This window comes from Hymenobacter roseosalivarius DSM 11622 (genome assembly GCF_900176135.1).
Classification (GTDB): Bacteria; Bacteroidota; Bacteroidia; order Cytophagales; family Hymenobacteraceae; genus Hymenobacter; species Hymenobacter roseosalivarius.
In genome coordinates, this window is the sequence record NZ_FWWW01000091.1 from 222,650 (window position 1) to 242,609 (window position 19,960).

The 19,960-nt window shown below is 61.3% G+C and carries 17 protein-coding genes; 5 read left to right on the forward strand and 12 right to left on the reverse strand.

From position 1 onward, the window contains the following. Positions 1-11: 11 nt before the first annotated feature. Entirely contained in the window at positions 12-2,186 is a 2,175-nt protein-coding gene (locus tag B9A24_RS17250) for a protein-disulfide reductase DsbD family protein (protein WP_084447259.1), read from the reverse strand. A 122-nt stretch (positions 2,187-2,308) separates the two neighbouring features. Here B9A24_RS17250 and B9A24_RS17255 point away from each other — a divergent pair, with 122 nt between their 5' ends. Then, positions 2,309-3,232, forward strand: a complete 924-nt coding sequence (locus B9A24_RS17255) for a carbon-nitrogen hydrolase family protein (protein ID WP_084447260.1) — start codon at positions 2,309-2,311, stop codon at positions 3,230-3,232. Between the two features lie 200 nt (positions 3,233-3,432). Here the strand turns inward: B9A24_RS17255 and B9A24_RS17260 are convergent, their stop codons facing one another. The 3 genes from B9A24_RS17260 to B9A24_RS17275 form a co-directional block, all read right to left on the reverse strand. Continuing rightward, positions 3,433-4,779: a POT family MFS transporter gene (locus B9A24_RS17260; protein ID WP_084447261.1), complete on the reverse strand. Its 1,347-nt coding sequence runs from the start codon at positions 4,777-4,779 to the stop codon at positions 3,433-3,435. 172 nt (positions 4,780-4,951) lie between these two features. Next, positions 4,952-7,588 (reverse strand): S9 family peptidase, encoded by a 2,637-nt coding sequence (locus B9A24_RS17265; protein WP_234997425.1) that lies wholly within the window; start codon positions 7,586-7,588, stop codon positions 4,952-4,954. 19 nt (positions 7,589-7,607) lie between these two features. Continuing rightward, positions 7,608-7,937, reverse strand: a complete 330-nt coding sequence (locus B9A24_RS17275; RefSeq protein WP_084447262.1) for a hypothetical protein — start codon at positions 7,935-7,937, stop codon at positions 7,608-7,610. 245 nt (positions 7,938-8,182) lie between these two features. On the opposite strand from B9A24_RS17275, the gene B9A24_RS17280 reads away from it, so the two are divergent. Then, positions 8,183-8,731 (forward strand): chlorite dismutase family protein, encoded by a 549-nt coding sequence (locus B9A24_RS17280; RefSeq protein ID WP_084447263.1) that lies wholly within the window; start codon positions 8,183-8,185, stop codon positions 8,729-8,731. Between the two features lie 180 nt (positions 8,732-8,911). Here B9A24_RS17280 and B9A24_RS17285 read toward each other — a convergent pair whose 3' ends face one another. The 5 genes from B9A24_RS17285 to B9A24_RS22780 form a co-directional block, all read right to left on the reverse strand. Beyond that, on the reverse strand, positions 8,912-9,232 hold the full coding sequence (locus B9A24_RS17285; RefSeq protein WP_143435005.1) for a hypothetical protein: 321 nt from the start codon (positions 9,230-9,232) through the stop codon (positions 8,912-8,914). Between the two features lie 428 nt (positions 9,233-9,660). Beyond that, positions 9,661-10,140: a hypothetical protein gene (locus B9A24_RS17290; RefSeq protein WP_084447265.1), complete on the reverse strand. Its 480-nt coding sequence runs from the start codon at positions 10,138-10,140 to the stop codon at positions 9,661-9,663. A gap of 160 nt (positions 10,141-10,300) precedes the next feature. Then, positions 10,301-10,525 (reverse strand): hypothetical protein, encoded by a 225-nt coding sequence (locus B9A24_RS17295; RefSeq protein WP_084447266.1) that lies wholly within the window; start codon positions 10,523-10,525, stop codon positions 10,301-10,303. 2 nt (positions 10,526-10,527) lie between these two features. After that, the gene (locus tag B9A24_RS17300; protein ID WP_084447267.1) at positions 10,528-11,421 is read right to left on the reverse strand and encodes an IPT/TIG domain-containing protein; all 894 of its coding nucleotides are present in this window, start codon (positions 11,419-11,421) and stop codon (positions 10,528-10,530) included. 110 nt (positions 11,422-11,531) lie between these two features. Then, a complete protein-coding gene (locus B9A24_RS22780) occupies positions 11,532-11,879 on the reverse strand; it encodes a GDCCVxC domain-containing (seleno)protein (RefSeq protein WP_449404356.1) in 348 nt (115 codons plus the stop codon). A 512-nt stretch (positions 11,880-12,391) separates the two neighbouring features. Here B9A24_RS22780 and B9A24_RS17310 point away from each other — a divergent pair. The 3 genes from B9A24_RS17310 (at position 12,392) to B9A24_RS17320 (ending at position 17,517) form a co-directional block, all read left to right on the forward strand. Then, the gene (locus tag B9A24_RS17310) at positions 12,392-13,444 is read left to right on the forward strand and encodes a cysteine hydrolase family protein (protein ID WP_084447268.1); all 1,053 of its coding nucleotides are present in this window, start codon (positions 12,392-12,394) and stop codon (positions 13,442-13,444) included. A gap of 356 nt (positions 13,445-13,800) precedes the next feature. Further along, positions 13,801-15,942, forward strand: coding sequence for a thioredoxin domain-containing protein (locus B9A24_RS17315; RefSeq protein ID WP_234997427.1), 2,142 nt, complete (start codon positions 13,801-13,803; stop codon positions 15,940-15,942). 126 nt (positions 15,943-16,068) lie between these two features. Beyond that, positions 16,069-17,517: a dihydrolipoyl dehydrogenase family protein gene (locus B9A24_RS17320; RefSeq protein ID WP_084447270.1), complete on the forward strand. Its 1,449-nt coding sequence runs from the start codon at positions 16,069-16,071 to the stop codon at positions 17,515-17,517. Positions 17,518-17,642: 125 nt separating this feature from the next. On the opposite strand, the gene B9A24_RS17325 is transcribed toward B9A24_RS17320, so the two are convergent. From B9A24_RS17325 to B9A24_RS17335, 3 genes are all read right to left on the reverse strand, one after another. Then, on the reverse strand, positions 17,643-18,194 hold the full coding sequence (locus B9A24_RS17325) for a carboxymuconolactone decarboxylase family protein (protein WP_084447271.1): 552 nt from the start codon (positions 18,192-18,194) through the stop codon (positions 17,643-17,645). Between the two features lie 216 nt (positions 18,195-18,410). Next, positions 18,411-19,268 (reverse strand): AraC family transcriptional regulator, encoded by an 858-nt coding sequence (locus B9A24_RS17330; protein WP_084447272.1) that lies wholly within the window; start codon positions 19,266-19,268, stop codon positions 18,411-18,413. Positions 19,269-19,318: 50 nt separating this feature from the next. Continuing rightward, positions 19,319-19,924, reverse strand: a complete 606-nt coding sequence (locus tag B9A24_RS17335; protein ID WP_084447273.1) for a peroxiredoxin-like family protein — start codon at positions 19,922-19,924, stop codon at positions 19,319-19,321. Positions 19,925-19,960: the final 36 nt, after the last annotated feature.

The following is a 19,960-nucleotide window of genomic DNA, read 5'->3' on the forward strand; positions in this document are numbered from 1 at the left end:
AACTAGTGCTGCTACCGCACGGCCAGCGGTGCGGCGGCCGCCTGGTAGCGCTGCACGCCCGCCGTCAGGAACTCAGCGAAGCGGGCCGCGTCGGGCTCATAAGCTACCGAGGCTACCAGCGGCTGATACGACGAGTCTTCGGGGTCGAGGAGGACATAGTAGGGTTGGGCATTCACGCCGTAGCGGGTGAGCTGCAAGTCGGCGTTCTGCTTGCCCAAGGTGGTTTTGGGCTTGTTGTCCCGCTTAGAGGTGTACCACTCCGCTTCGGGCAGGGTGGTTTTGTCGTCCACGTACAGCGCCACGACCACGTAGTCATTGCGCAGCTTTTGCAGCACCTGCGGGTTGCTCCAGACGGTAGCTTCCATCTTGCGGCAGTTTACGCAGCCGTGGCCGGTGAAGTCAATGAAGATGGGTTTGTGCTGCTGCCGGGCCACGCGCCGGGCCTGCTCCAGATCGAAGTAGCCGCTGAGGCCGTGGGGTAGGTGCAGCAGATCCGCAAAACGGGGCGTTTCGGTGGGCAGCTGGGTGGCGGCTGTGGCTGGAGCGGGACGCTGGGGGGCCTTTAGGGAAAAGAGCTGCTCCGTTTGAGGAGGTAAATAGCCCGCCAGCAGGGGCAGCGGCGCCCCAAATAAGCCCGGCACCAGGTATACCGTGAAGCCAAACGTGAGCGTAGCCATGAGCACGCGCCCCACACTCAGGTGGGTGAGGTCGCAATCATGAGAGAGCTTGATTTTGCCCAACAAATACAGCCCTAGCATGATGGACAGCGCAATCCAGATGGTCAGGTATACGTCGCGGTCGAGCAAGCCCCAATGGTAGGTCAGGTCCACGGTGCTCAGGAACTTCAGGGCCAGCATCAGCTCCACTAAGCCCAGCGTCACCTTCACCGTATTCAGCCACCCACCCGAGCGGGGTAGGCTTTTAAGCCAGGAAGGGAAAATGGCAAACAGGGTAAACGGCAAGGCAAACGCCAGCGAAAAGCCCAGCATACCAATCACCGGTAACAGGGTTTCGCCCCGCACCGATAAGCTCAGGATAGTAGCCACGATGGGCCCGGTGCAGGAAAACGACACCAGCACCAGGGTGAAAGCCATGAAGAACACGCCCACCCAGCCGCCTTTGTCGGCCTGCCGGTCGGCGCGGTTCACGAGCTGGTGGGGCAGGGTGATGTCAAACAAACCCAGAAACGACAGTCCAAAGACCACGAACACCACGAAGAACAGCAGGTTGGGCACCCAGTGCGTGGCCAGAAAATTGGGCCCGTCCTCGCCTAGCACCCGCGCCACGATGACCCCAATAATGGTGTAAATCAGAATAATGGACAACCCATACACCAAGGCTTTGACGATACTACGCCGCCGGCTGTCCTGTCCGCTGGTAAAAAACGACACCGTCATGGGCACCATCGGAAACACGCAGGGCGTGAGCAGGGCCGCCAAGCCCGAAAAGAATGCCAGCAGCCCAAATTGCCAGAGCCCTGGGCTGGGGGGCAAAATAGTTGCGGCCGCCACACTGGCTACCGGTGCCGCTGCCCTCGGGCCCGCCACCAGCGTAATCGGGGCGGCAACGGGTGGCTGCTCGGGGGCAAAATTAGGGGCTACGGGCGACGGCAGCACCACCGGCCGCCACAGCGACGAGGTGGGGCGAGCCGCTTTGGGTTTGGCAGGCAAAGCGGCGGGGGCCGCGGCTGCTTTGGCCGTCACCGTGAAGGGGCCGAAGCTCAGGGAGGCATCGCCGGGTACGCAGCGGCCGTCGGCATCGGAGCAGCTCTGATATTCGGCCTCGGCGTTAATGATTAGCGGGCCCGGCTTCAATACCCGAATGCGCTGGCGGATCTGGCCCGTCTGGGTAAAGTAAGCCACTTCCCCATCAAACGTTTCGTCGTGCGCGTGCTTGGATTTAACTGATTTGGGCGGCCCCACCAGCACGTAGGCCGGGCTCTTGGTGAAGGTGAGCGTGAAAACCGCTGGCCCTACATTCGGGTTAAAATCGGTGGCGTAGAGGTGCCAGCCGGGTTGAATCCGGGCCTGTACGATCAGGTCCAGCTCGGTGCCGACCGCGGCGCTGGGCTGGCTGAGCGAAGCGGTGAGCTTGGTGGGCGTGAGCACCTGCGCGGCGAGCGGGCCCGCCAGAAAGCTAAGGGCGCTGAGCAACAGGAGCAGAAGAGGGGAGGAGAGACGGGCCATGAGCGTAGGAAGCTGGGTTCGGGGTGGTAGACGCGGCCGGCTCCGGTTTCTTACAAGGTTTGCCTGGTTTTAGCCACCCTCGCTGTATCTTGCTCCGCCTGTGCCCGCTATTCTCTGATTATATGCGCTTTACCGTCGCGGCCGTGCAGGCCGCTCCCGTCTACCTCGATGTGTTTGCTTCGCTGGCCAAGGCCGAAGGGCTGATTGCCGAAGCCGCCGCCCGCGGCGCCCGCCTCGTGGTGTTTCCCGAAACCTGGCTGCCCGGCTACCCCGCCTGGCTCGACGTGTGCCGCGACGTGAACCTGTGGGATGCGCCGGCGGTCAAGCAGGTGTACCGCCGCCTGGTAGAAAACAGCGTGGTGGTGCCGGGGCCCGTCACGGACGCCCTCAGCGCCGCCGCCCGCGCCCACGGCGTAGTACTCAATATGAGCGTGCACGAGCGCGTGGCCGCTGGTCCCGGCCGGGGTACGCTCTACAACACCATGCTCACCTTCGACGCCGACGGCCGCCTGGCCCACGTCCACCGCAAGCTCATGCCCACCTACACCGAGCGCCTGATCTGGGGCCAGGGCGACGGGCAGAGCGTACAGGCCGTAGCCACCGCCGTGGGGCGCGTGGGCGGGCTGATCTGCTGGGAGCACTGGATGCCGCCGGCCCGCCAGCGCCTGCACGAGTCGGGCGAGGATGTGCACATAGCGGCTTGGCCCCAGGTCAAGGAAATGAACCTGGTGGCCAGCCGGCACTACGCCTTCGAGGGCCGCTGCTTCGTGGTGGCCTGCGGGGCCATTATGCACGTGCGCGACCTGCCCCCGGAGCTGGAACCCATGCCTGAGCTAGCCGCCGGCAAGCCCGATGCGATGCTGCTGCGTGGGGGCAGCGTCATCATCGGCCCCGATGGTACCGTGCTGGCCGGCCCCATCTTCGACGAGGAAGTTATTCTGACGGCCGAAATCGACCTAGCCCGCATCACCGAAGAGCAGATGACCCTGGATGTCACGGGGCACTACGCCCGCCCAGACGTGTTTGGCCCCGGCCGGAGGCAGTAAATCTGCAACGAGTACGGCCGCTTAGTTGCCTTGTTTTACAACAGGCTGAAGTACGATTGTCTGTTAGCACTTGTAGATAGTAGAGCAAGAATTAGCGGCGTAGCTAAGTTACTTGCCGAGGCTTACCAGTCGGTTGCTTTTCAGGGGCGTGAAAAATTCAACCGGCTGGCGAATCCGCTTCCGGTTCTCGCTGCCGCTACTCAGGCACCGACGTAGATTTTCTCCCGCAGCCGCGCGGCCACCAGCGCAAACAGCGTGACGTTTATGGCCATCAGGCCCACAAAAAACCAGTAGTAGTTTGCGCCCTGAAACCGGGCGAAAAAGCCCCCCTCAGCAATGCTGGAATTCATTATACTCAGGAAGAAATTGCCGCCCGCTATGGTGAGCAGCCACAGCGCCGTAGTGAGGCTTTTGATGACCTGCGGCGAGTGCGTGTAGGCGTATTCCAGGCCCGTGACGGCTACCATGAGCGTGCCGCCCGCCACCACAAAGTAGGCCAGCACCTGCCACCACACCGAGGGGTGGCCGCCGCTATCGAGGCTGTGCTGAATGCCAGCCACAATGGCCAGGGCCAGCGCCACGATGACCATGCCCGCGCCCATGCGCCGCAGCGGCGTGGCGCGCACCCCCATTCGCTCCAGGGCGGGGTACACCCGGTACGTAAGCAAGGGGTTCAGCCCAATGCCGAACACAATGCCCAGAATCTGAATCTGTTCGGGCAGGGGCGTGAAGCCCGGCCACAGCTCCCGGTCGAGGTGGGCAGCCTGTAGCACCCATTCCGACACGCTTTGGTCGTAGAGGGCCCACACCACGGGGATAAAGATGAACACCACGCCCACGCGCCGCAGCGCCGCCCGGCCTTCGCCCGGCCCAAAGGTTTGGCGCAGGCCCTGCAACAGCCCCGTGGGCGGTACCCGCACGTAGCGCCGGCGGCCCAGCCAGAAGGTGAGCGTGGCCACGCCCATTAGCAGGCCGGGCACGCCAAAGGCTACGGCGGGCCCGTAGCGGGCGTAGAGTTCCGGAATGAACGCCGTGGACAATGCCGCGCCCACGTCGATGGCCAACTGAAACCAGCCGTAGGCCTTGGGCAGCAGGTGAGCGTTGTGGCGGTCGAACTGGTCGCCGAGGTTGGCCGTCACGCTCGATTTGATGCCGCCCATGCCCACCGCCACCACCAGCAGCCCCAGGCGAAAGCCGTCCAAATCGTCGACGAAAGCAGCCAGTAGGGCGTGGCCCACGCAATAGAGCAGGGAAAGGTAAAGAATCACGCGGTACTTGCCTACCACCCAGTCGGCCAGCAACGCACCCACCACCGGCAGCGCGTAGCCCAACGCCGCAAACGAATGCACGAAGTCGTTGGCCCGGGCTTCGGCCACGGCGGTGAGGGCCGTATCGTGGCCGGGGTTGAAGAACTGCGCCACCAGAAACGTGGGCAGAATGGCCCGCATGCCATAGTAGCTGAACCGCTCGGCCACCTCGTTGCCGATGATGAATGGCACCGCCTTCGGGAAGCGGACAATTTCGGCAGGGGCGGCAGGTGTGGGCATAGCGGCGAAGAACGAAGAAAAAAACGTTATTCAGATAATAACCACTGCGTCCTACTGCGTGCCACCGAAGCTTTTCTACCACAATACTAAATCTCATTAGTTACTCAGTAGAGAAGCTTGGGCGGCACGCAGCAGGACGCTCTTTCTCCTTTACTAAGCCCCGTCCGATCCCTTATAGCACGGCGTTGCGCGGGTCGGGCTTAGGCTTCATTTCATAGTCGTGTGGGGGCTGGGCGCCGGCCAGGTGCTGCACAAAGTAGTCCCAGCGGCGGCGCGTCATGTAGGGCGAGTAAGCGCCGTAGCCGTGGGCGGCATTCGGAAACACCACCAGGTCGTAGCTCTTATTGGCTTTGGTGAGGGCCTCTACTACGAGCAGGGTGTTGGCGGGCGGCACGTTGTCGTCCATCAGGCCGTGGGCCAGCATCAGCTTGCCTTTCAGATTTTTGGCGAAGGTGGCGTTGGCCTGGTTGTCGTAGTTGGTGGTGCCGTCGGGGTTGGTTTTGAGCAGGCCGATGTAGCGCTCGGCCCAGTCGTCCTCGTAGTTGCGGTTTTCGTGGTTGCCGGATTCGGAGATGCCCACCTTAAAGAAATCAGGGTAGCGGAACATGGCCGCTGCCGTAGCATAGCCGCCGCCCGAGTGGCCCCAGATGCCGGCCCGGTTCAGGTCGATGTAGGGGTACTTCTGCGCCAGCTGGCGCATGCCGGCCACCTGGTCCGAAAGCGTGTTTTCGGCCATGTTGCCGTAGCAGGCGTCGTGGTAGCTTTTGGAGCGCAGCGGGTTGCAGCTACCCTCAATCACCACCACCACGAAGCCCAGCTCGGCCAGCGCCTGGTGGTCGGACCGGGCCGCCGAGAACGACCAGCTGCCCACGCCGCCGCCCTGGGGGCCGGGGTAGATGTAGTTGATAATCGGGTACTTCTTGGCCGGGTCCAGCGTCGTAGGCGTAAACATCAGCCCGTAGAGGTCAATCTGGCCATCCTGGGCTTTCACCGTGATGGGCGTGGGCGCCTTCCACCCAGTGGCGGTGAGGCGGGAAATGTCGGTCTTTTCCAAGGCCGTCACCAGCTTGCCATCGGCGGCGCGCAGCAGCGTGGCGCCAGGGCGGTCGGGCTGCGAGTAGGTGTCGATAAAATAGCCCCCCGAGGGCGAGAGCGTGACCTGGTGGTTGCCGGCCTCGGGCGTGAGTAGCGTCAGGTGCTTGCCGTCCAGCCCAATGCGGTAGAGGTGAGTAAAATACGGGTTGCCCGGCTCACGCCCATCGGCCAGAAAGTAGAGCTGGCGCTTCTTTTCGTCCACTTTCAGGAGCTGGGTCACCACAAAGTTGCCCTTGGTAATCTGCTGCTTCACCTTGCCGGTGGCGGCATCGTAGAGGTAAAGGTGGCCCCAGTTGTCGCGCTCCGAGTACCAGACTACCTCCTTGGTTTTGGGCAGGTAGCGCCAGTTGATAGCGCCCTGGCCCGACTCGTACTGCGTGGCCACGGTTTCCTCGAATACGTCGCGCACGACGCCGGTCGCGGCGTCGGCCACGCGCATTTTCGCCTGCTTATGGTCGCGCGAAGTCGAGACGAAGGCCAGCTGGCTGCCATCGGGGCTCCAGTCCACGTCGTCGAAGGTGCCGCTGCTGGAAATGTCGTCAGAGAGCGAGCCGCGGTGCGGGTCGGGCGCCATCTGGAAGCGCACCACTTTCGGGCTGTTCACTTCCACAATTACCCGCTCGATGGTGGCAATGTCCTTATCGCCGGGCAGCGGGTACTTCCACGCTTTCAGGGTGGGCTTGCCGATGTTGGTGGTCACCAGGTACATGTCGCTCACGTTGCGCTGGTCCTGCCGGAAGGTGGCAATCTTGCGCGAGTCGGGCGACCAGCGCAGCACCGGTTTGTCGCTGTGGGTCCAGCCGGCGTTGTCGGTGGCGTAGCCATAGTCCTTGACGCCGTCGGTGGTGAGCTGGGTTTTCTGGTTGGTTTTCGTGTCGCGTACCCACAGGTTGTAGTCCTGGATGTAGGCGGCCAGCTGGCCGTTGGGCGACTCTATTTCATTTTCGGCGTTGGGGTTGGGCTTCGCCGCGGGGTCGGCATCGGGGCTCACTTGCCCGCTGGCCACGTCGTATTTCCAGCTTTTGCCCCCCGCCGCGAAAGAAATGCTCTTTTCATCGGGCGAAAAGGTGAGGGTGCGAAACGGCAGCCGGTTCGCGTCGTAGGTTTTGCCGCTAGCCGTGGAGAGTGCGGCGGCTAGCATGGCGTGGTCGAAGGCCGGTTTGCGGGTCTTGCGGGCTGGGTCCACCAGCACAAATTCGCTGCCCTGGGCCGTCATCACGCGGTACCAAAACCGATCGTTGGCTTGCCAGTGCGGCCGGTCGGCCATGCCGTCTACCAGCGCCTGGGTGTTGTAGCCCATAAACCGCTCGGCCCGGGCATAGTCCTGGTCGGTGAGGGCGGGCTGCTGGGCCGAAGCCGCAGTGGTAACAAAAAAGGTTGCGGCCGTGAAAAGGGCCGGTACGTACTTATGCATAAGCAAGGAAGGAAACAGGCTAAGAGTTGGCGTAGTTTGGACGCTAAAGGTAGCGAGGCTTGATTTCTGCTGCGCTGCCCAGACATCCATCTTGCGCTCTAGCACGGCCAGCGGCATGGCGCCGCCGGCCAGCAACTCATCGTGAAAGGAGCACAAATCGAACTTCTCGCCCAACTGCTTTTCGTATTTGGCGCGCAGTTCACGCAGCTTGAGCTGGCCGATTTTGTAGCTCAGCGCTTGGCCGGGCATAGCCATGTAGCGCTCAATTTCGGCGGTGGCGGCCTGCTCGTTAGATGTCATAGCTCACCCAGTCCTCGGCCTAAAGCTTGGTCCGGTCAACTTTGTGCAGCGTCGCCAGGTACTGCCCATACGACTGCCGCTGCTGCTGGCGGAAAGCGCGGGTCTGGTCGTTGGGCAACTGATTGTTGTAGCGGTTGTCACCCAGGTAGATGCCTTCCAGCGGAAATAGCCGGGCTTGCTCCTCCGAATAGGTAATGAACAAGGCCGCCAGCGGGACCGCGCCCGCGGGTTGGGCCACGGCGGCGGCGGGATTGGCCACCGTTTTGGCCTTTTGGGCAAGGGCCGTAGCTGGAGAACAGGCGGCGACCAAGATGCCAGCTGCCAAGATGTGCAGTAATGATTTTTTCATCAGGAATAATTTACAAACAAAGATTTGTACAATAACGGCTAATTATTGGATAGTATAGGTATAAAGACTTCGCCGATTAGGCACCGGGCAAAAGAAAACCCCAAAACGGGGGCTTTCTTTTACTGTCAGTATGTTTACATTCAACTAATTGGGTCTCGTTGCGGCTCCGGGTTTGGCGTTTCAATCCTTGACCCAGGCCCTTGTAGTACGAAGTTTAGCCTGTATTCCTCGCTACTTTTCTGCGTATGAACTCACGTTTAATTCACTTTATCGGCGGGGCCGCCGGGCCGTGGCAAATAAGTAGCATGCGCGCGGTAGCCGGCGAGCCGCTGATGCCCACTTCCCACCTGCAACTAGGGCCACCCGCAGCGTTGGCAGGCAACTCCGGCACCTGGCAGCTCACGGGGGTAATGAGCAACGTGCGTTACGCCGAAAAAGCGGAGCGGGCGGCTTTAGCCTCGGTGCAGGCTCCGCTGGGCCGCGCCGAGGCCACGTGCGCCGCCCTCATCCCGCTGCGCAAATCGGAAGCGTGGTGGGCCCTGGCTCAGGACGAGCGTCGGGCCTTGTTTGAGCAGCAGTCTCATCACACGCAAACTAGGTTGGCGTATTTGCCGGCCGTGGCCCGCCAGCTCTACCACAGCCGTGACTTGGGCGAGCCCTTCGACTTCTTAACGTGGTTTGAGTACGCCCCCGCCGACGAAGCCAGGTTTGAGGAGCTGCTCACCCGCCTGCGCAGCACCCCGGAATGGCAATACGTCGATCGGGAAATTGACATCCGGTTGGTGAGGTGCTAGGGGGCTTTTTTAGGGCGAGCCATTACCCGGTGGGCCAGTAAATGCGTCGTTCATACATCACATTGGAGTGAGGAATAGCTGAGGCTTAAATTGCCCCCCAACCTATCTTTTTACCAGATATTTATTAAGCCAGGGCATCTGACATGTGTTTGCGGACCGTAATTTCGTCTTGTCCGCCGCCTATTCGTCCAGCCCTCGCCGCAGACCCGCCAACCCGCGCTGAAACCCGAGAAACTGCCGGTATTCGGGCTTGGTCGGGTACACTAGCTGAATCATGGGGCCATACTTGGCTTCCAGCAGCATGGTCTGAATCAGGTAGCCAAAGGATTGGATGAGAAAGCCGGCTTTGAGTTTGGGCACGAGCACGGCGTTGTTGTCGCTGTGGTGAATGCTGGTCAGGAATTGAAAGCCCAGGTCCGTGACCTGCTGAATGATGAAGCGCAGGAAGGCCGAGTAAATGCCCCGATTTTGGTAGGCAGGCAAGACGCCCGTATTGGCCATAAAGTACTCTAGCTCGCTGCAGGCCGTAGTGCCAGCCAATGGGCTCGTCGTCGGCGAGCAGCAGAAAATACTGGTGCAACAGCTGCCCCAGATTGTGCTGTAAGCGTGCCTGCTGGGCTTGTTCCGCCTCGCTCAGTAGCCTGGCCAGGGAAGGAGAATCCTCGTGTGGAAAGACGGTTTGGTGGTGTTCTTGGAAGACGGCTTCCCACTGCTCAGCCTCAACGGCGGCCACGTAATACTGGTCGAATAAATGAATCTTGTTCATGGGAAGAGAGGTAAGGTGGTGAGCACCTGGAGTGGAGTCGTTCAAATGATGGTGGTCATACCAGTAAGTTTTTGTTTGCCTCAGCGGCCGGACTGCCCCAATGGTCAATTAGTAAACAGTCTCTACATTTTCCCAGCCAACGCAGACAGCTTTCTACTCCCACTTACCATTCCCACGCCACCCCAAACGTGTATTGACTGCCCGAGTACACGTTGCGTAGCTTCCCGAAGCCCACGGCCCAATCGGCGGTGGCGGAGAGGTTTTTGGTCAGGGAATAGCTCGCGCCCAGGCCGGCCGTGGAGTAAGCCACGCCTTCGCCCAGCCCGATGGTGCTGAACTGGGTAAGGTCGGGGGGGCGCACGTTATCGAGAGTGCGAGCCTGAGCCGTGAGCCACAGCTTGGTGAACGGCTGGTAGCCCACTTGGCCGCCGTAGGTGTACTGATCGGTGAAGCCGCCGGTGCGCTTGTTATAGCCGATGCTCAGGGTGAAATAGGCCGGCCCCGCACTGTGCGAGAGGGCCGCGCGCGACCACACATTCCATTCGCCATCGCCGGTGGGCAGGCGCAGAAAAGTGCTGGGGTCGTCGCGGCTGATGCCAAACTCGTTGGGGTTGCCCAGCGGTGCTTCGACGGCCAGGCCCACCGCCAGGCGCCATTTTCCCGTCAGCAGGCCGTAGCGCAGCCCTACCTCCGGGTCGCCGATACCCTAGCCGGGCGAGAGACCAGGGAAGGTAGCGCGCCGAAAAAACGGAAAACTGATGGTGGCTTCCAGGCGGTCGGTGAGGCCGTATTCTCCGTAGAGACTATACACCTGCTGCCGAAACTGGGAAGTAGTGATGGTGCCCCCCCGTGAGCGGGTGATACTTATCCGTGCTGACCGTCGTAAGGCCGACTTTTGCGTAGCCTTTCTTCTTTTTGCGGGTCCAGCCACCCCCGGCCAAGGTGGGTGTGGTGGCCAAGAGCCAGAGGGCCAGCCCCAGCAGGGGCCAGCGCCGGGAGCGGGCGGAAAGCAGTGGGGCCGTTATCATACCTATTGGAGTTGAGCGGCGCCGAAGTTGATCTGGGCCGGGTCGCAGTGAATGATGACATGCGTAAACCCGGCGGCACTACCCGGAATAGCTAAGGTTTGAGCCCCTTCGCGGGTGATAGTGCCTACCCGCAGCACATTATTCGGGTTGGCGGTGCGCTGGCTGCGAATAGAGGCGCTGGACAGGGCCAGGTACACCCCCAGGGAGCCCGTATGGAAGTCGGTGCGGAAATTGGCATCGAAGCGGACGAATTCGGTACCGGCCGCGTTGCGGTCGATGGCCAGCGTACCGCTGCTGGGTACGCCGCCCTGGGGCATCATGGTGCCCGTGCGCAGGGTGGATGGCCCGGCAACGACCACCGCAAACGAAGTGGCGCTGCTAGCCGTGCCCGTGGGCGTAACTACGGTCAACAAGCCGCTGCCGGGGCTGATGCTACCGGGTATCGACACCGAGATGGCCGATGCCGATAGTACCGTAAAGCCGGGCAGGCTGGTGCCGTTGAAGGTGACGGCCGTGGCCCCCGTAAAATTGGTGCCCGTGATGGTGAGAAGCGTGCCCACTGAGCCCATAGCGGGCAAAAAGTCCGTGAGCGTAGGCGCTGAGGACGCAGTAGGCGGAGTAAGCGCTACCGTGCCCGTTACCGCCACGCTACGGACCAGGCTGCCGGGGCTGCTCACCTCGATAGTGCCTCTCGGCGAACCAGGAGCGGCAGCGGCTGCCAGGCGCACGTACACTACCACGACGGCCCCCGCGGCGGGCGTTATCGAAACGGTCGGCGCGTAGGACGCAACTGGGTCCAGGGCCAGCTCGAAGCCGGCTGGGGCCGTGGCGCTGATACGGTCGGTGAGGGCCGTGCCGCTCACCGTGAAGCTCTGGGCCGCCGAAGCCGCTCTCATCCGCTGAAATCGGCCAGGCTAGCCGGCTAGCCGGCGCTACCATGAGGGTAGGACTGGGGGCGTTTTTACGGGGTCGGGGTCCCTTATTTCTTTGTTGCAGGAGCTCAGGCTCACGAGCAGAGCAAGCAAGGCCAACGGAAATGAATGGCGGAAAAGACGCATGAGGCAGAGAGTAAAGCAGAGTAAAACCAAAAGAGTGGGAAGAAGAAAAGCGGCAGCTTAACTACACCCGCAGGGGCCTTTTCCCTGCTCCTGAATGGGCGGGTAGGGGACCGAGCCGTAGGAGCAATACACGCACATTCGCCGGCCAGCGGCTTGAGCACGGTGTGGCAGCCGGAGCATTCGTAAAAGTACTGGCAGGCGTCGGTAGGCATCTGCTCGGCTTGCTGGTGCTGGCACACCGGACAGGTGAGCACGGAAGTCAGGGAAGGAGAGATAAGTGCTTTATCGTTTGCCATAGAGGACGGTAACCAGAGTTGTTAAGCTCCTTGCTTTACGGGCCATAGCCACCGGGCCGCCACCGGAACGCCGTAGAAAGTAGCCTTATTGTCGGCAATCTGACACACCCACAACCAATTACTTGATAATCAAAGCAATGATTCAAATGCGGCGAACAGCTCCCATCGACCCGAAGAAGGCTTTTTGGAGCCTGTCCAGAGGAATTCCGCAGCAAGCAATTAGCCTTCAATTACTTAATAATCATAGCATTACCTACAAGGCCGAAGCGGTAACCATCTGCAACCCGGTTAAAAGTTTGCCGAAAGGCGGTTGGTTGGACGCCTGCCGCCAACCCCGGTCTTAACAACTAGCCTTTAGCACCGCACGTATCAACAAGCAAGCTGGGCCATTGTCCGGCGCTCCGGCCGGCTGTCATTGGCCTGCTTCATCCGCCCCGGCACGGTCGGGTTTCCTGGGCCCCGACAGTTGGCCGGACCGCGCACCTTTCTTTCACCAAACCCACCCCACCCCTATGGAACACCCCACCCGCCCCACCGCTGGCCCCGCCACCTACCTACCCAAGGCCGAAACCGGGCGCACCCTGCCCGCCGACCGCACCGTGCTGCTGGTCATCGACCCCGTCAATGATTTCCTATCCGAAGGCGGCGCGGCCTGGGAAATGACCAAGGGCACGGTGGAGAAAAACAACGTCATTCCCAACCTGAAGCGCGCCATCGACGGCGCCCGGTCCCAGGGCATTCCGGTGCTGTTCGGGCCCATGGCTTACACCGAGGAAGACTACGCCCAGCACCACCTGCAGAAGCGCAGCGGCATCAACCGCCTCATGTTCGAGAAGAGGATGTTTCTGGCCGGCAGCTGGGGCGCCGATTTTCACCCCGAAATCCAGCCCCAGGCCCAGGACATCGTGCTGCTGCCCCACAAAAGCTGCGACGTGTTTCAGACCGACCTGGCCGGGCACCTGGAAAGCCGCGGCATCACCCACTTGGTCATTGCCGGCATGACGGCCAACCTGTGCTGCGAAAGCACCGGCCGCCACGGCACCGAAGCCGGCTACGACGTGACCTCTCGCCGACGCCATCGGCGCCGCCGGCCTGCCCGAGTACGAAGCCGCCATCCACATCAACTTCCCCCTGATTGCCAACGGCGTCATCACCGTCGACGACTTCCTGGCCAGCATCGAACACCCGGCCGTGCCCGCCGTCGAAGCCGGCGACACGGTGCACGGCTCCGACGACGGCGAGATTGGCAACGTAAAGAAAGTGGTGAACGACGGCGCCGGCCCGGGCTACCTGGTAGTAGGGCAGGGCCTGCTCAAGAGCGACGTGTACATCCCCCTCGACGCCGTGGTGCGGCGCAGCGGTACCGACGTGTTCATCAACCTGCCCAAACTGATAGTGGGCAAGATGCCCTGGACCGAGCCGCCCACGGCCGCCACGACCAGCGCCAAACAGGGCCCGCCGGCCGCCGCCGTGGACAAGCTCTACGGCTCCTACGCCCCCACGGGCCGGGCCTGAGCCGGCGCGTTGCGTGCCGCAACTGTCCTATTTATGTGGGGTTGATATAGCCAATGGCTGCCTCGCGCAGCCATTGGTTTTCCCGGTCCGCCGCGTGTTCGCAGCCGGAGCTCCGGCATCGGCCGGGCCACCTCCCTGCCGCTGGTGGCGGAAAGTGGGGAGGTTAATCTGGCCGGACAGAATCGGGACGTGTCTTCCCCTTGCCAGAGCAACGCCACAACAAGCATCCACGCCGGATAAACGGCGTCCCTACGACGATGCCTTCCAAGCCGAAGCCCTGCGCCAGGCTGGCGAAAGCCGCAGCACCCGGGCCGCCACATGCGGAATCGCACAGGCCAGCTGGGTACAAATCATATGTTTGGGAGTCCTTTTGATTTTCTAAACAGCTTAGATAAATACAATCACCATGATGTTAAGAAAAAGCATACTACTAAGCATAGGTATCCAATTCCTCATCCTGTCGGGCTGTGCCCAGGACAGCAAGCCGGTGAAAGACGAAGGCCGGGCAAAACCAGCCAAAGAGCAAAGCAGCGAAACCCTCAACCGGTTGGCGAAAGCCAGCAGCCCCTACCTGCGCGAGCATGCCGACAACCCCGTGGATTGGTATGAGTGGGGACCGGAGGCGCTCGCAAAAGCCAAGCGAGAAAACAAGCCGCTACTTGTCAGCATCGGGTACGCGGCCTGCCATTGGTGCCACGTCATGGAGCGCGAGTCGTTCATGGACAGCACGGTGGCCCGGCTGATGAACGAAAACTTTGTTGCCGTGAAGGTTGATAGGGAAGAGCGTCCCGACGTGGACCAGGTATTCATGAGTGCCGCCCAGTTGATAACCGGCAGCGGCGGTTGGCCCCTCAACGCCTTTGCCCTGCCGGACGGGCGGCCGTTCTACGTCGGCACCTACTTCCCGAAAGACCAATGGGTGCAGGTATTGCAACAACTGGCCGAGGCCTATAAAACCCAGCACCCAAAGGTGGAGCAGCAGGCAGCGGCCATCACGCAAGGCATCCAGGGTCAGGAGGTAATTGCGCTTGCAACGGGCAGTTCCAAAACCTTCACCAAGGCCGCCTATAGCGGGCTTTACGCGAACTGGAAGTCCTCCATCGATTTTAAAAAAGGAGGGTTCAGCCGGGCGCCCAAATTCCCCTTGCCCGTGGGCTGGGAGTTCGTGCTTCAGAGCTACTACCTGACCGGGAACAAGGAAGCGCTGGCAGCGGTGGTGACCACGCTGGACGAGATGGCCAAGGGCGGCATTTATGACCAGCTAGGAGGGGGCTTCGCCCGGTACTCGACCGATGCCGACTGGTTTGCGCCTCATTTCGAGAAGATGCTGTACGACAACGGCCAACTCGTCAGTCTGTATGCCCACGCCTATAAAGTGACAAAAAACCCGCTTTATGCCGAGGTGATACGGGAAACGCTGGCCTTTATCCAACGGGAGATGACCAGCCCGGAGGGCGGCTTCTACGCTTCCCTCAACGCTGACAGCGAGGGCGAAGAGGGCAAATTCTACGTCTGGACCCAGAAAGAAATTCAACAGGCGCTGGAGGAGAAGCCTGCCCGGCTGGTAGGGGACTATTACCAGGTAAAGCAATCGGGCAACTGGGAGCGGGGCCAGAACATTCTCCACCGGGAAAGCACCAAAGAGGCTTTTGCGAAAAGCAACGGATTGACGGCAGATGAATGGGATAAGCTGCTGGCTAACGCCAAAAAGAAGCTGCTGAAAGAACGCAGCAAACGCGTCCGGCCCTCCACCGACGACAAGGTGCTGACCTCCTGGAACGCCCTGATGCTGAAGGGCTACCTCGACGCTTACCTGGCGTTGGGAGACGACGCCTATTTGCAGACTGCGCTACAAAATGCCCGGTTCCTGGAGAAGAACATGGTCCGCAAAGACGGCCGGCTGTGGAGAAACTATAAGGATGGAAAACCAAGCATCGACGCTTTTCTGGATGATTACGCCTTGCTGGCAGATGCCTATATCCAACTTTACCAGGCCACCCTGGAGGTCCAATGGCTGAAAAAGGCGCGGGTGATAACCGATTATGCCGTTGCGCACTTCCGGGATGCCAAAAGCGGCATGTTCTTTTATACCTCCGGCCAGTCCGAAGGCCTGGTTGTGAGAAAGATGGAGCTGACCGATAACGTGATGCCCGCGTCCAATTCCGTAATGGCTAACGTGCTTTACCGGCTCGGCGAGTACTACGACCACCCGACCTACCTTCAGATGAGCCAGGCCATGCTCAACCACGTTGCCGGCGAAGTTCCGGCAGGCGGGCCTTACTACGCCAATTGGGCGAGTCTGCTGGGAATGATGGCTTACGGGCCTTTTGAAATTGCCATCATGGGAAAAGAAGCAGTTGCAAAAAGTCACCAAATGCAGCAGTACTACCTGCCCACCGCGCTATTTATGGGAGGGAAGGAAGAAAACCTGCCCCTGCTGGAAAGCAAAGGCGTGGAGGAGGGAACCCTTATTTATGTGTGTCGGAACAAGACCTGTAAGATGCCGGTGAAAGAAGTGCAAGCGGCCATGCAGCAGCTATTGCCCTGAAATCTGAGTTGGGCTTCCCCTGTAAAGTATCTCGCCCGGCGCCGTGGACACGCCCATGCTCTGGGGAAAACTCCAACGTGAAAAGACTGCTGCCAGCAGGCCGCTTGCCACCCTATCCCCTGACCCATGACGGAAGAAAAACCAACCTACGACTTTGATTTGATTGTGCTGGGCGCCGGTTCGGCCGGGCTGGGGCTGAGCTTGTTCATGGTCCGCATCAAGCAGCGCGTGCTGCTAATCGACAAAACCCCCGAGGACGTGGGCGGCGACTGCCTCAATTACGGCTGCGTGCCCAGCAAAGCCTTGATTCATGCTTCGCGGCAGGTGCATCAGGCGCGGGAGGCCGCGTGCTTTGGCCTGCAGGTGAGCGGCGAAGCGGATATGGCGAAGGTAATGGACTACGTGCGCGAGCGCCAGGACGTCATCCGCCACCACGAAAACCCCGAGTACCTGCGCGGGCTGGGCATCACGGTAGAAATCGGCGAGCCGACCTTCGTGGGCGACCACGACGTGCAGATTAATGACAAAACCTACCGGGGCCGCAAAATCGTGGTGGCCACCGGCTCGCGGCCCCGGCAGCTGAAGGTGCCCGGCGCCGAGCAAGTGCGCCTCTACGACAACCAGCACGTGTGGGACCTGCGCGAGCTGCCCCGCCGCCTGCTGGTGGTGGGCGGCGGCCCCAACGGCATGGAGCTGGCCCAGGCCATGCAACGACTGGGTGCGCAGGTTACGGTGGTGCACCGCGGCGCGGCGTTACTCGAAAAAGAAGACCCCAGCATCAACGCCGTGCTGCTCGAGCGCCTGCGCGGCGAAGGCATCACGTTTCACCTAGAAAGCGAGGTGGCATCTTTTTCCTCGGCCACCCAGGCGCAGATTAAACCCAGGCAGGGCGAGGCTTTCGCCCTAGACTTTGACATCGGCTACGTGGCCATCGGCCGCGAGGTCAGCTTCGAAGGGCTGCAGTTGGAAAAAGCCGGCGTGGAAGTGGACGAGAAAGGCCACATCAAGCTCGATGAGCACCTGCAAACCACCAACCCGGACATCTTCGTGGCCGGCGACGCGGCCAACTCCCTTAAATTCAGCCACGGCGCCGAGCTGCACATGCGCCTGCTGCTATTCAACTTCTTTTCGCCCCTCAAGAAAAAGCTCAGCTACGACCATTTCTCCTGGGTCACCTTCACCGACCCCGAGGTGGCTCACTTCGGCCTTGACGCTGCCGAGCTCGACAAGCGCGGCAGCGCCTATGAGCGGTGGGAGACGGACTTTGCCGACGACGACCGCGCCGTGGTGGACAGCTACCGCTACGGGCGCCTGCTGCTGTTCATCGAGAAAAATGCGTTGCCCATCCCCGGCCAGAAGCGCCGCATTCTGGGCGGGCAGATGGTGGCCCCCGGCGCCGGGGAGCTTATTCAGGAATTAATATTAGCCAATACCAGCGGGCTGGACATCAGCGAGATTTTTGATAAAGTATACCCCTACCCCGTGGCCGCGCGCATCAACCAGAAGCTGATTGTGGAGCACCGCGAAGTAAGTCCGCTGCTGCAAAAGGCGTTGGACGTGGCCTACAAACTGTAGTAAACGGCAGCTCACTCATTGCTTTCCGTAGTTAAAAAAGCCGGCTGGTGCCCTTGCTGACGTAAGCAGCAGGAACACCGGCCGGCTTTTCCGGAATGCGGGCCGCGGGGAACAGCCAGGCGTTGTTATGCCGGCTGGGCTTCCAGCTTCGGCGCGGCGGGGAAGTCCACCGGTACCTGGGTGGCGTTGTGTACGTAGTTGGCGAAGCTGATGTCGGTGACCAGCGAAATCAGGTCGATAAAGGCGCCTTCGCTGTAGCCCAGGTTAAAGAAGGCCTCTACCAGTTGCTCGTCGGCCCGGCCCCGGTTGGTAGTAATGCTTGCGGCCAGCTGGGTGAGCACGCTCAGCTTGGGGTCTGCATGGGTGCCAGCGCGCAGCTGCAGGGTTTCTTCCTCCGAAAAGCCGTTCATCTTGGCGATGGCCGTGTGGGCGGCCTGGCAGTACACGCAGCCATTCACCTGCGACACGGCCAGGAACACGGCCTCGCGCTCTTCGGCGCTGAAAGCACCTTTGGCCTGGCCCTGCTGGAAGGCCAGGTAGTTGGTCAGGGCGTTGGGGGAGTGGGCAATGGTGGCGAAAATGTTGGGTATAAAGCCGAGGCCTTTCTGCAAGTTGTCGAAGACGCCTTGGGCGGCCGGGGCCACCTGCTCGCGGGTGGGAACTGGGAAATCTTTCATGGGTAATGGGGAAATAAAAAAGGTAAAAGGGTAGTCGGCAGCTCCCAGAAGGCGGCTGCGCACTTTCCTGCGGGGACCCGCCTGGTCTCCCGTTGCCGGGAGTCTCGGAGGCCGGCCTTCGGCTGGCGAAGAGAACTTCGAAAGTGCAGGGCAAAGGTCCGGCCCCGGCTTGGCGCCCGACATAGAGAAAGTTCCCGAAGGCTTGTACTTACCGGCTCAGGCGGGGGCGCCCACCTTGCTGGCCCGGAACACGGAGGGCGCCAGGGCCGTGTGCTTCTTGAAAAAGTTGCTGAAGTAGGCCGCGTCCTCAAAGCCCAGCTCGTAGGTAATTTCCTTGGCCGACTTGTCGCTGTACAGCAGCAGGCGCTTGGCTTCCAGCACCAGCCGCTCCTGAATGACAGCCAGCGGCGACTTCTCGTTGTAGAGCGCAAACAGGTTAGCCAGCGTCTTGGGGGACCTGCTGAGCTGGCCGGCGTAAAACTGTACCTGGTGCTGGGTCCTGAAATGGGTGTCCACCAGCAGGTGGTAGCGGCGGATGGTGTCCAGCTTGTCGTCGCTCAGCCCCGTCGGGGCCTGGTACTGGGCTTTGGCCAGCCGCGTGACGATGATGATGAGGCGCTTGAGCAGCATCTGCAGCATCTCCTGCTGCAAGGATTCTCCGTTGTGGAACTCGTCGATGAACACCAGCAGCAGAGCGGCCAGCTTCGGTTGGGCTTCGCCACGCAGGTCGATGAACATGGGCTCGGACGCGCCATAGAACAGAAAGCCCACGCAGCTGACTTCCTTGTCGTGGCTCACGATGCAGTAGAAGTTGCGGTTGTATTGCCAGGCTACCACCTGCCCGGGCCGGGCAAAGTGAAAGGTCTGGTTCATTATCAGCGGCAGCAGGCTTTGCTCAGGAAAGTCGTAGGGAACCTCGTCGATGGTCACGGTCTGGGCGGGGCCGTTGTTCCAGGCCAGCGTCAGAAACGTGTCGTTGCGCCCGCGTTGAAACGGCGTGTGGTCAAAATCGGCTTCGTCGACGGTCAGCTTAAATTCGCCTTGGGTAAGGACGTCGCGGTAATGCAGTTTCATGAACGGTGGGGCGGCAGGCCCGCCCCGTTGGGTGGGCAGGCAGGACAAGTTTACAGGGCGGCGGCAATGCGGTGCACGGACGCTCGCTGCTTATAATCCGGGTTGAAGTACACGAATTTGATGCGGCCGTTGCAGCCAATGACGTAGGTGGCCGGCACCGGCAGCACGTCCTCCTGCGCGCCGTTGGCCTGCCGCAGGTCCACGCCGAAGCCGCGGTACTTTTTCGCGGTGGGCTCGTCCACGGTAAAGGTCGTGTGGTAGGCTGTCATGATGACGAAGCCCCGGTCCTGCACGATGGGGAAGGCCGCCTTGGTCTTCTCCACAGTCTTGCCGATGTTCTCCTGGGTTTCGGGCGTTATCACCACTACCTGGGCCCCTTTGGCCGTGAGCAGCTGCAGGGAGTCCTGCAGCTGGCTGAGCTGCTTGTTGCAGTAGGGGCACCACTGGCCCCGGTAGAAGTAGAGCACCACCGGCCCCTTCTTCAGCAGTTGCTTCAGCTCCACGGGCCGTCCGGCGGCATCCTTTCCCTTGAAGGCTGGGGCCACCGAGCCCGCGGCCAGCGGCGCAGCTGTGCGGGCGGACGTTTGCTGGGCGTGGCTGGCCTGGGGCAGGGCCAGCGCGAGCGTGGCGAAGGAGAGGAGCAGGCAGTTGTTCATGGCCGCAAGGTAGCCATCAGGCCTGCAAGGCTGCTT

Excerpts from the sequence above, each read along its gene's own strand:
- B9A24_RS17250 (WP_084447259.1), bottom strand. The coding sequence starts at position 2,186 with ATGGCCCGTCTCTCCTCCCCTCTTCTGCTCCTGTTGCTCAGCGCCCTT.
- B9A24_RS17255 (WP_084447260.1), top strand. The coding sequence starts at position 2,309 with ATGCGCTTTACCGTCGCGGCCGTGCAGGCCGCTCCCGTCTACCTCGAT.
- B9A24_RS17260 (WP_084447261.1), bottom strand. The coding sequence starts at position 4,779 with ATGCCCACACCTGCCGCCCCTGCCGAAATTGTCCGCTTCCCGAAGGCG.
- B9A24_RS17265 (WP_234997425.1), bottom strand. The coding sequence starts at position 7,588 with ATGACATCTAACGAGCAGGCCGCCACCGCCGAAATTGAGCGCTACATG.
- B9A24_RS17275 (WP_084447262.1), bottom strand. The coding sequence starts at position 7,937 with ATGAAAAAATCATTACTGCACATCTTGGCAGCTGGCATCTTGGTCGCC.
- B9A24_RS17280 (WP_084447263.1), top strand. The coding sequence starts at position 8,183 with ATGAACTCACGTTTAATTCACTTTATCGGCGGGGCCGCCGGGCCGTGG.
- B9A24_RS17285 (WP_143435005.1), bottom strand. The coding sequence starts at position 9,232 with ATGGCCAATACGGGCGTCTTGCCTGCCTACCAAAATCGGGGCATTTAC.
- B9A24_RS17295 (WP_084447266.1), bottom strand. The coding sequence starts at position 10,525 with ATGATAACGGCCCCACTGCTTTCCGCCCGCTCCCGGCGCTGGCCCCTG.
- B9A24_RS17300 (WP_084447267.1), bottom strand. The coding sequence starts at position 11,421 with ATGAGAGCGGCTTCGGCGGCCCAGAGCTTCACGGTGAGCGGCACGGCC.
- B9A24_RS22780 (WP_449404356.1), bottom strand. The coding sequence starts at position 11,879 with ATGGCAAACGATAAAGCACTTATCTCTCCTTCCCTGACTTCCGTGCTC.
- B9A24_RS17310 (WP_084447268.1), top strand. The coding sequence starts at position 12,392 with ATGGAACACCCCACCCGCCCCACCGCTGGCCCCGCCACCTACCTACCC.
- B9A24_RS17315 (WP_234997427.1), top strand. The coding sequence starts at position 13,801 with ATGATGTTAAGAAAAAGCATACTACTAAGCATAGGTATCCAATTCCTC.
- B9A24_RS17320 (WP_084447270.1), top strand. The coding sequence starts at position 16,069 with ATGACGGAAGAAAAACCAACCTACGACTTTGATTTGATTGTGCTGGGC.
- B9A24_RS17325 (WP_084447271.1), bottom strand. The coding sequence starts at position 18,194 with ATGAAAGATTTCCCAGTTCCCACCCGCGAGCAGGTGGCCCCGGCCGCC.
- B9A24_RS17330 (WP_084447272.1), bottom strand. The coding sequence starts at position 19,268 with ATGAAACTGCATTACCGCGACGTCCTTACCCAAGGCGAATTTAAGCTG.
- B9A24_RS17335 (WP_084447273.1), bottom strand. The coding sequence starts at position 19,924 with ATGAACAACTGCCTGCTCCTCTCCTTCGCCACGCTCGCGCTGGCCCTG.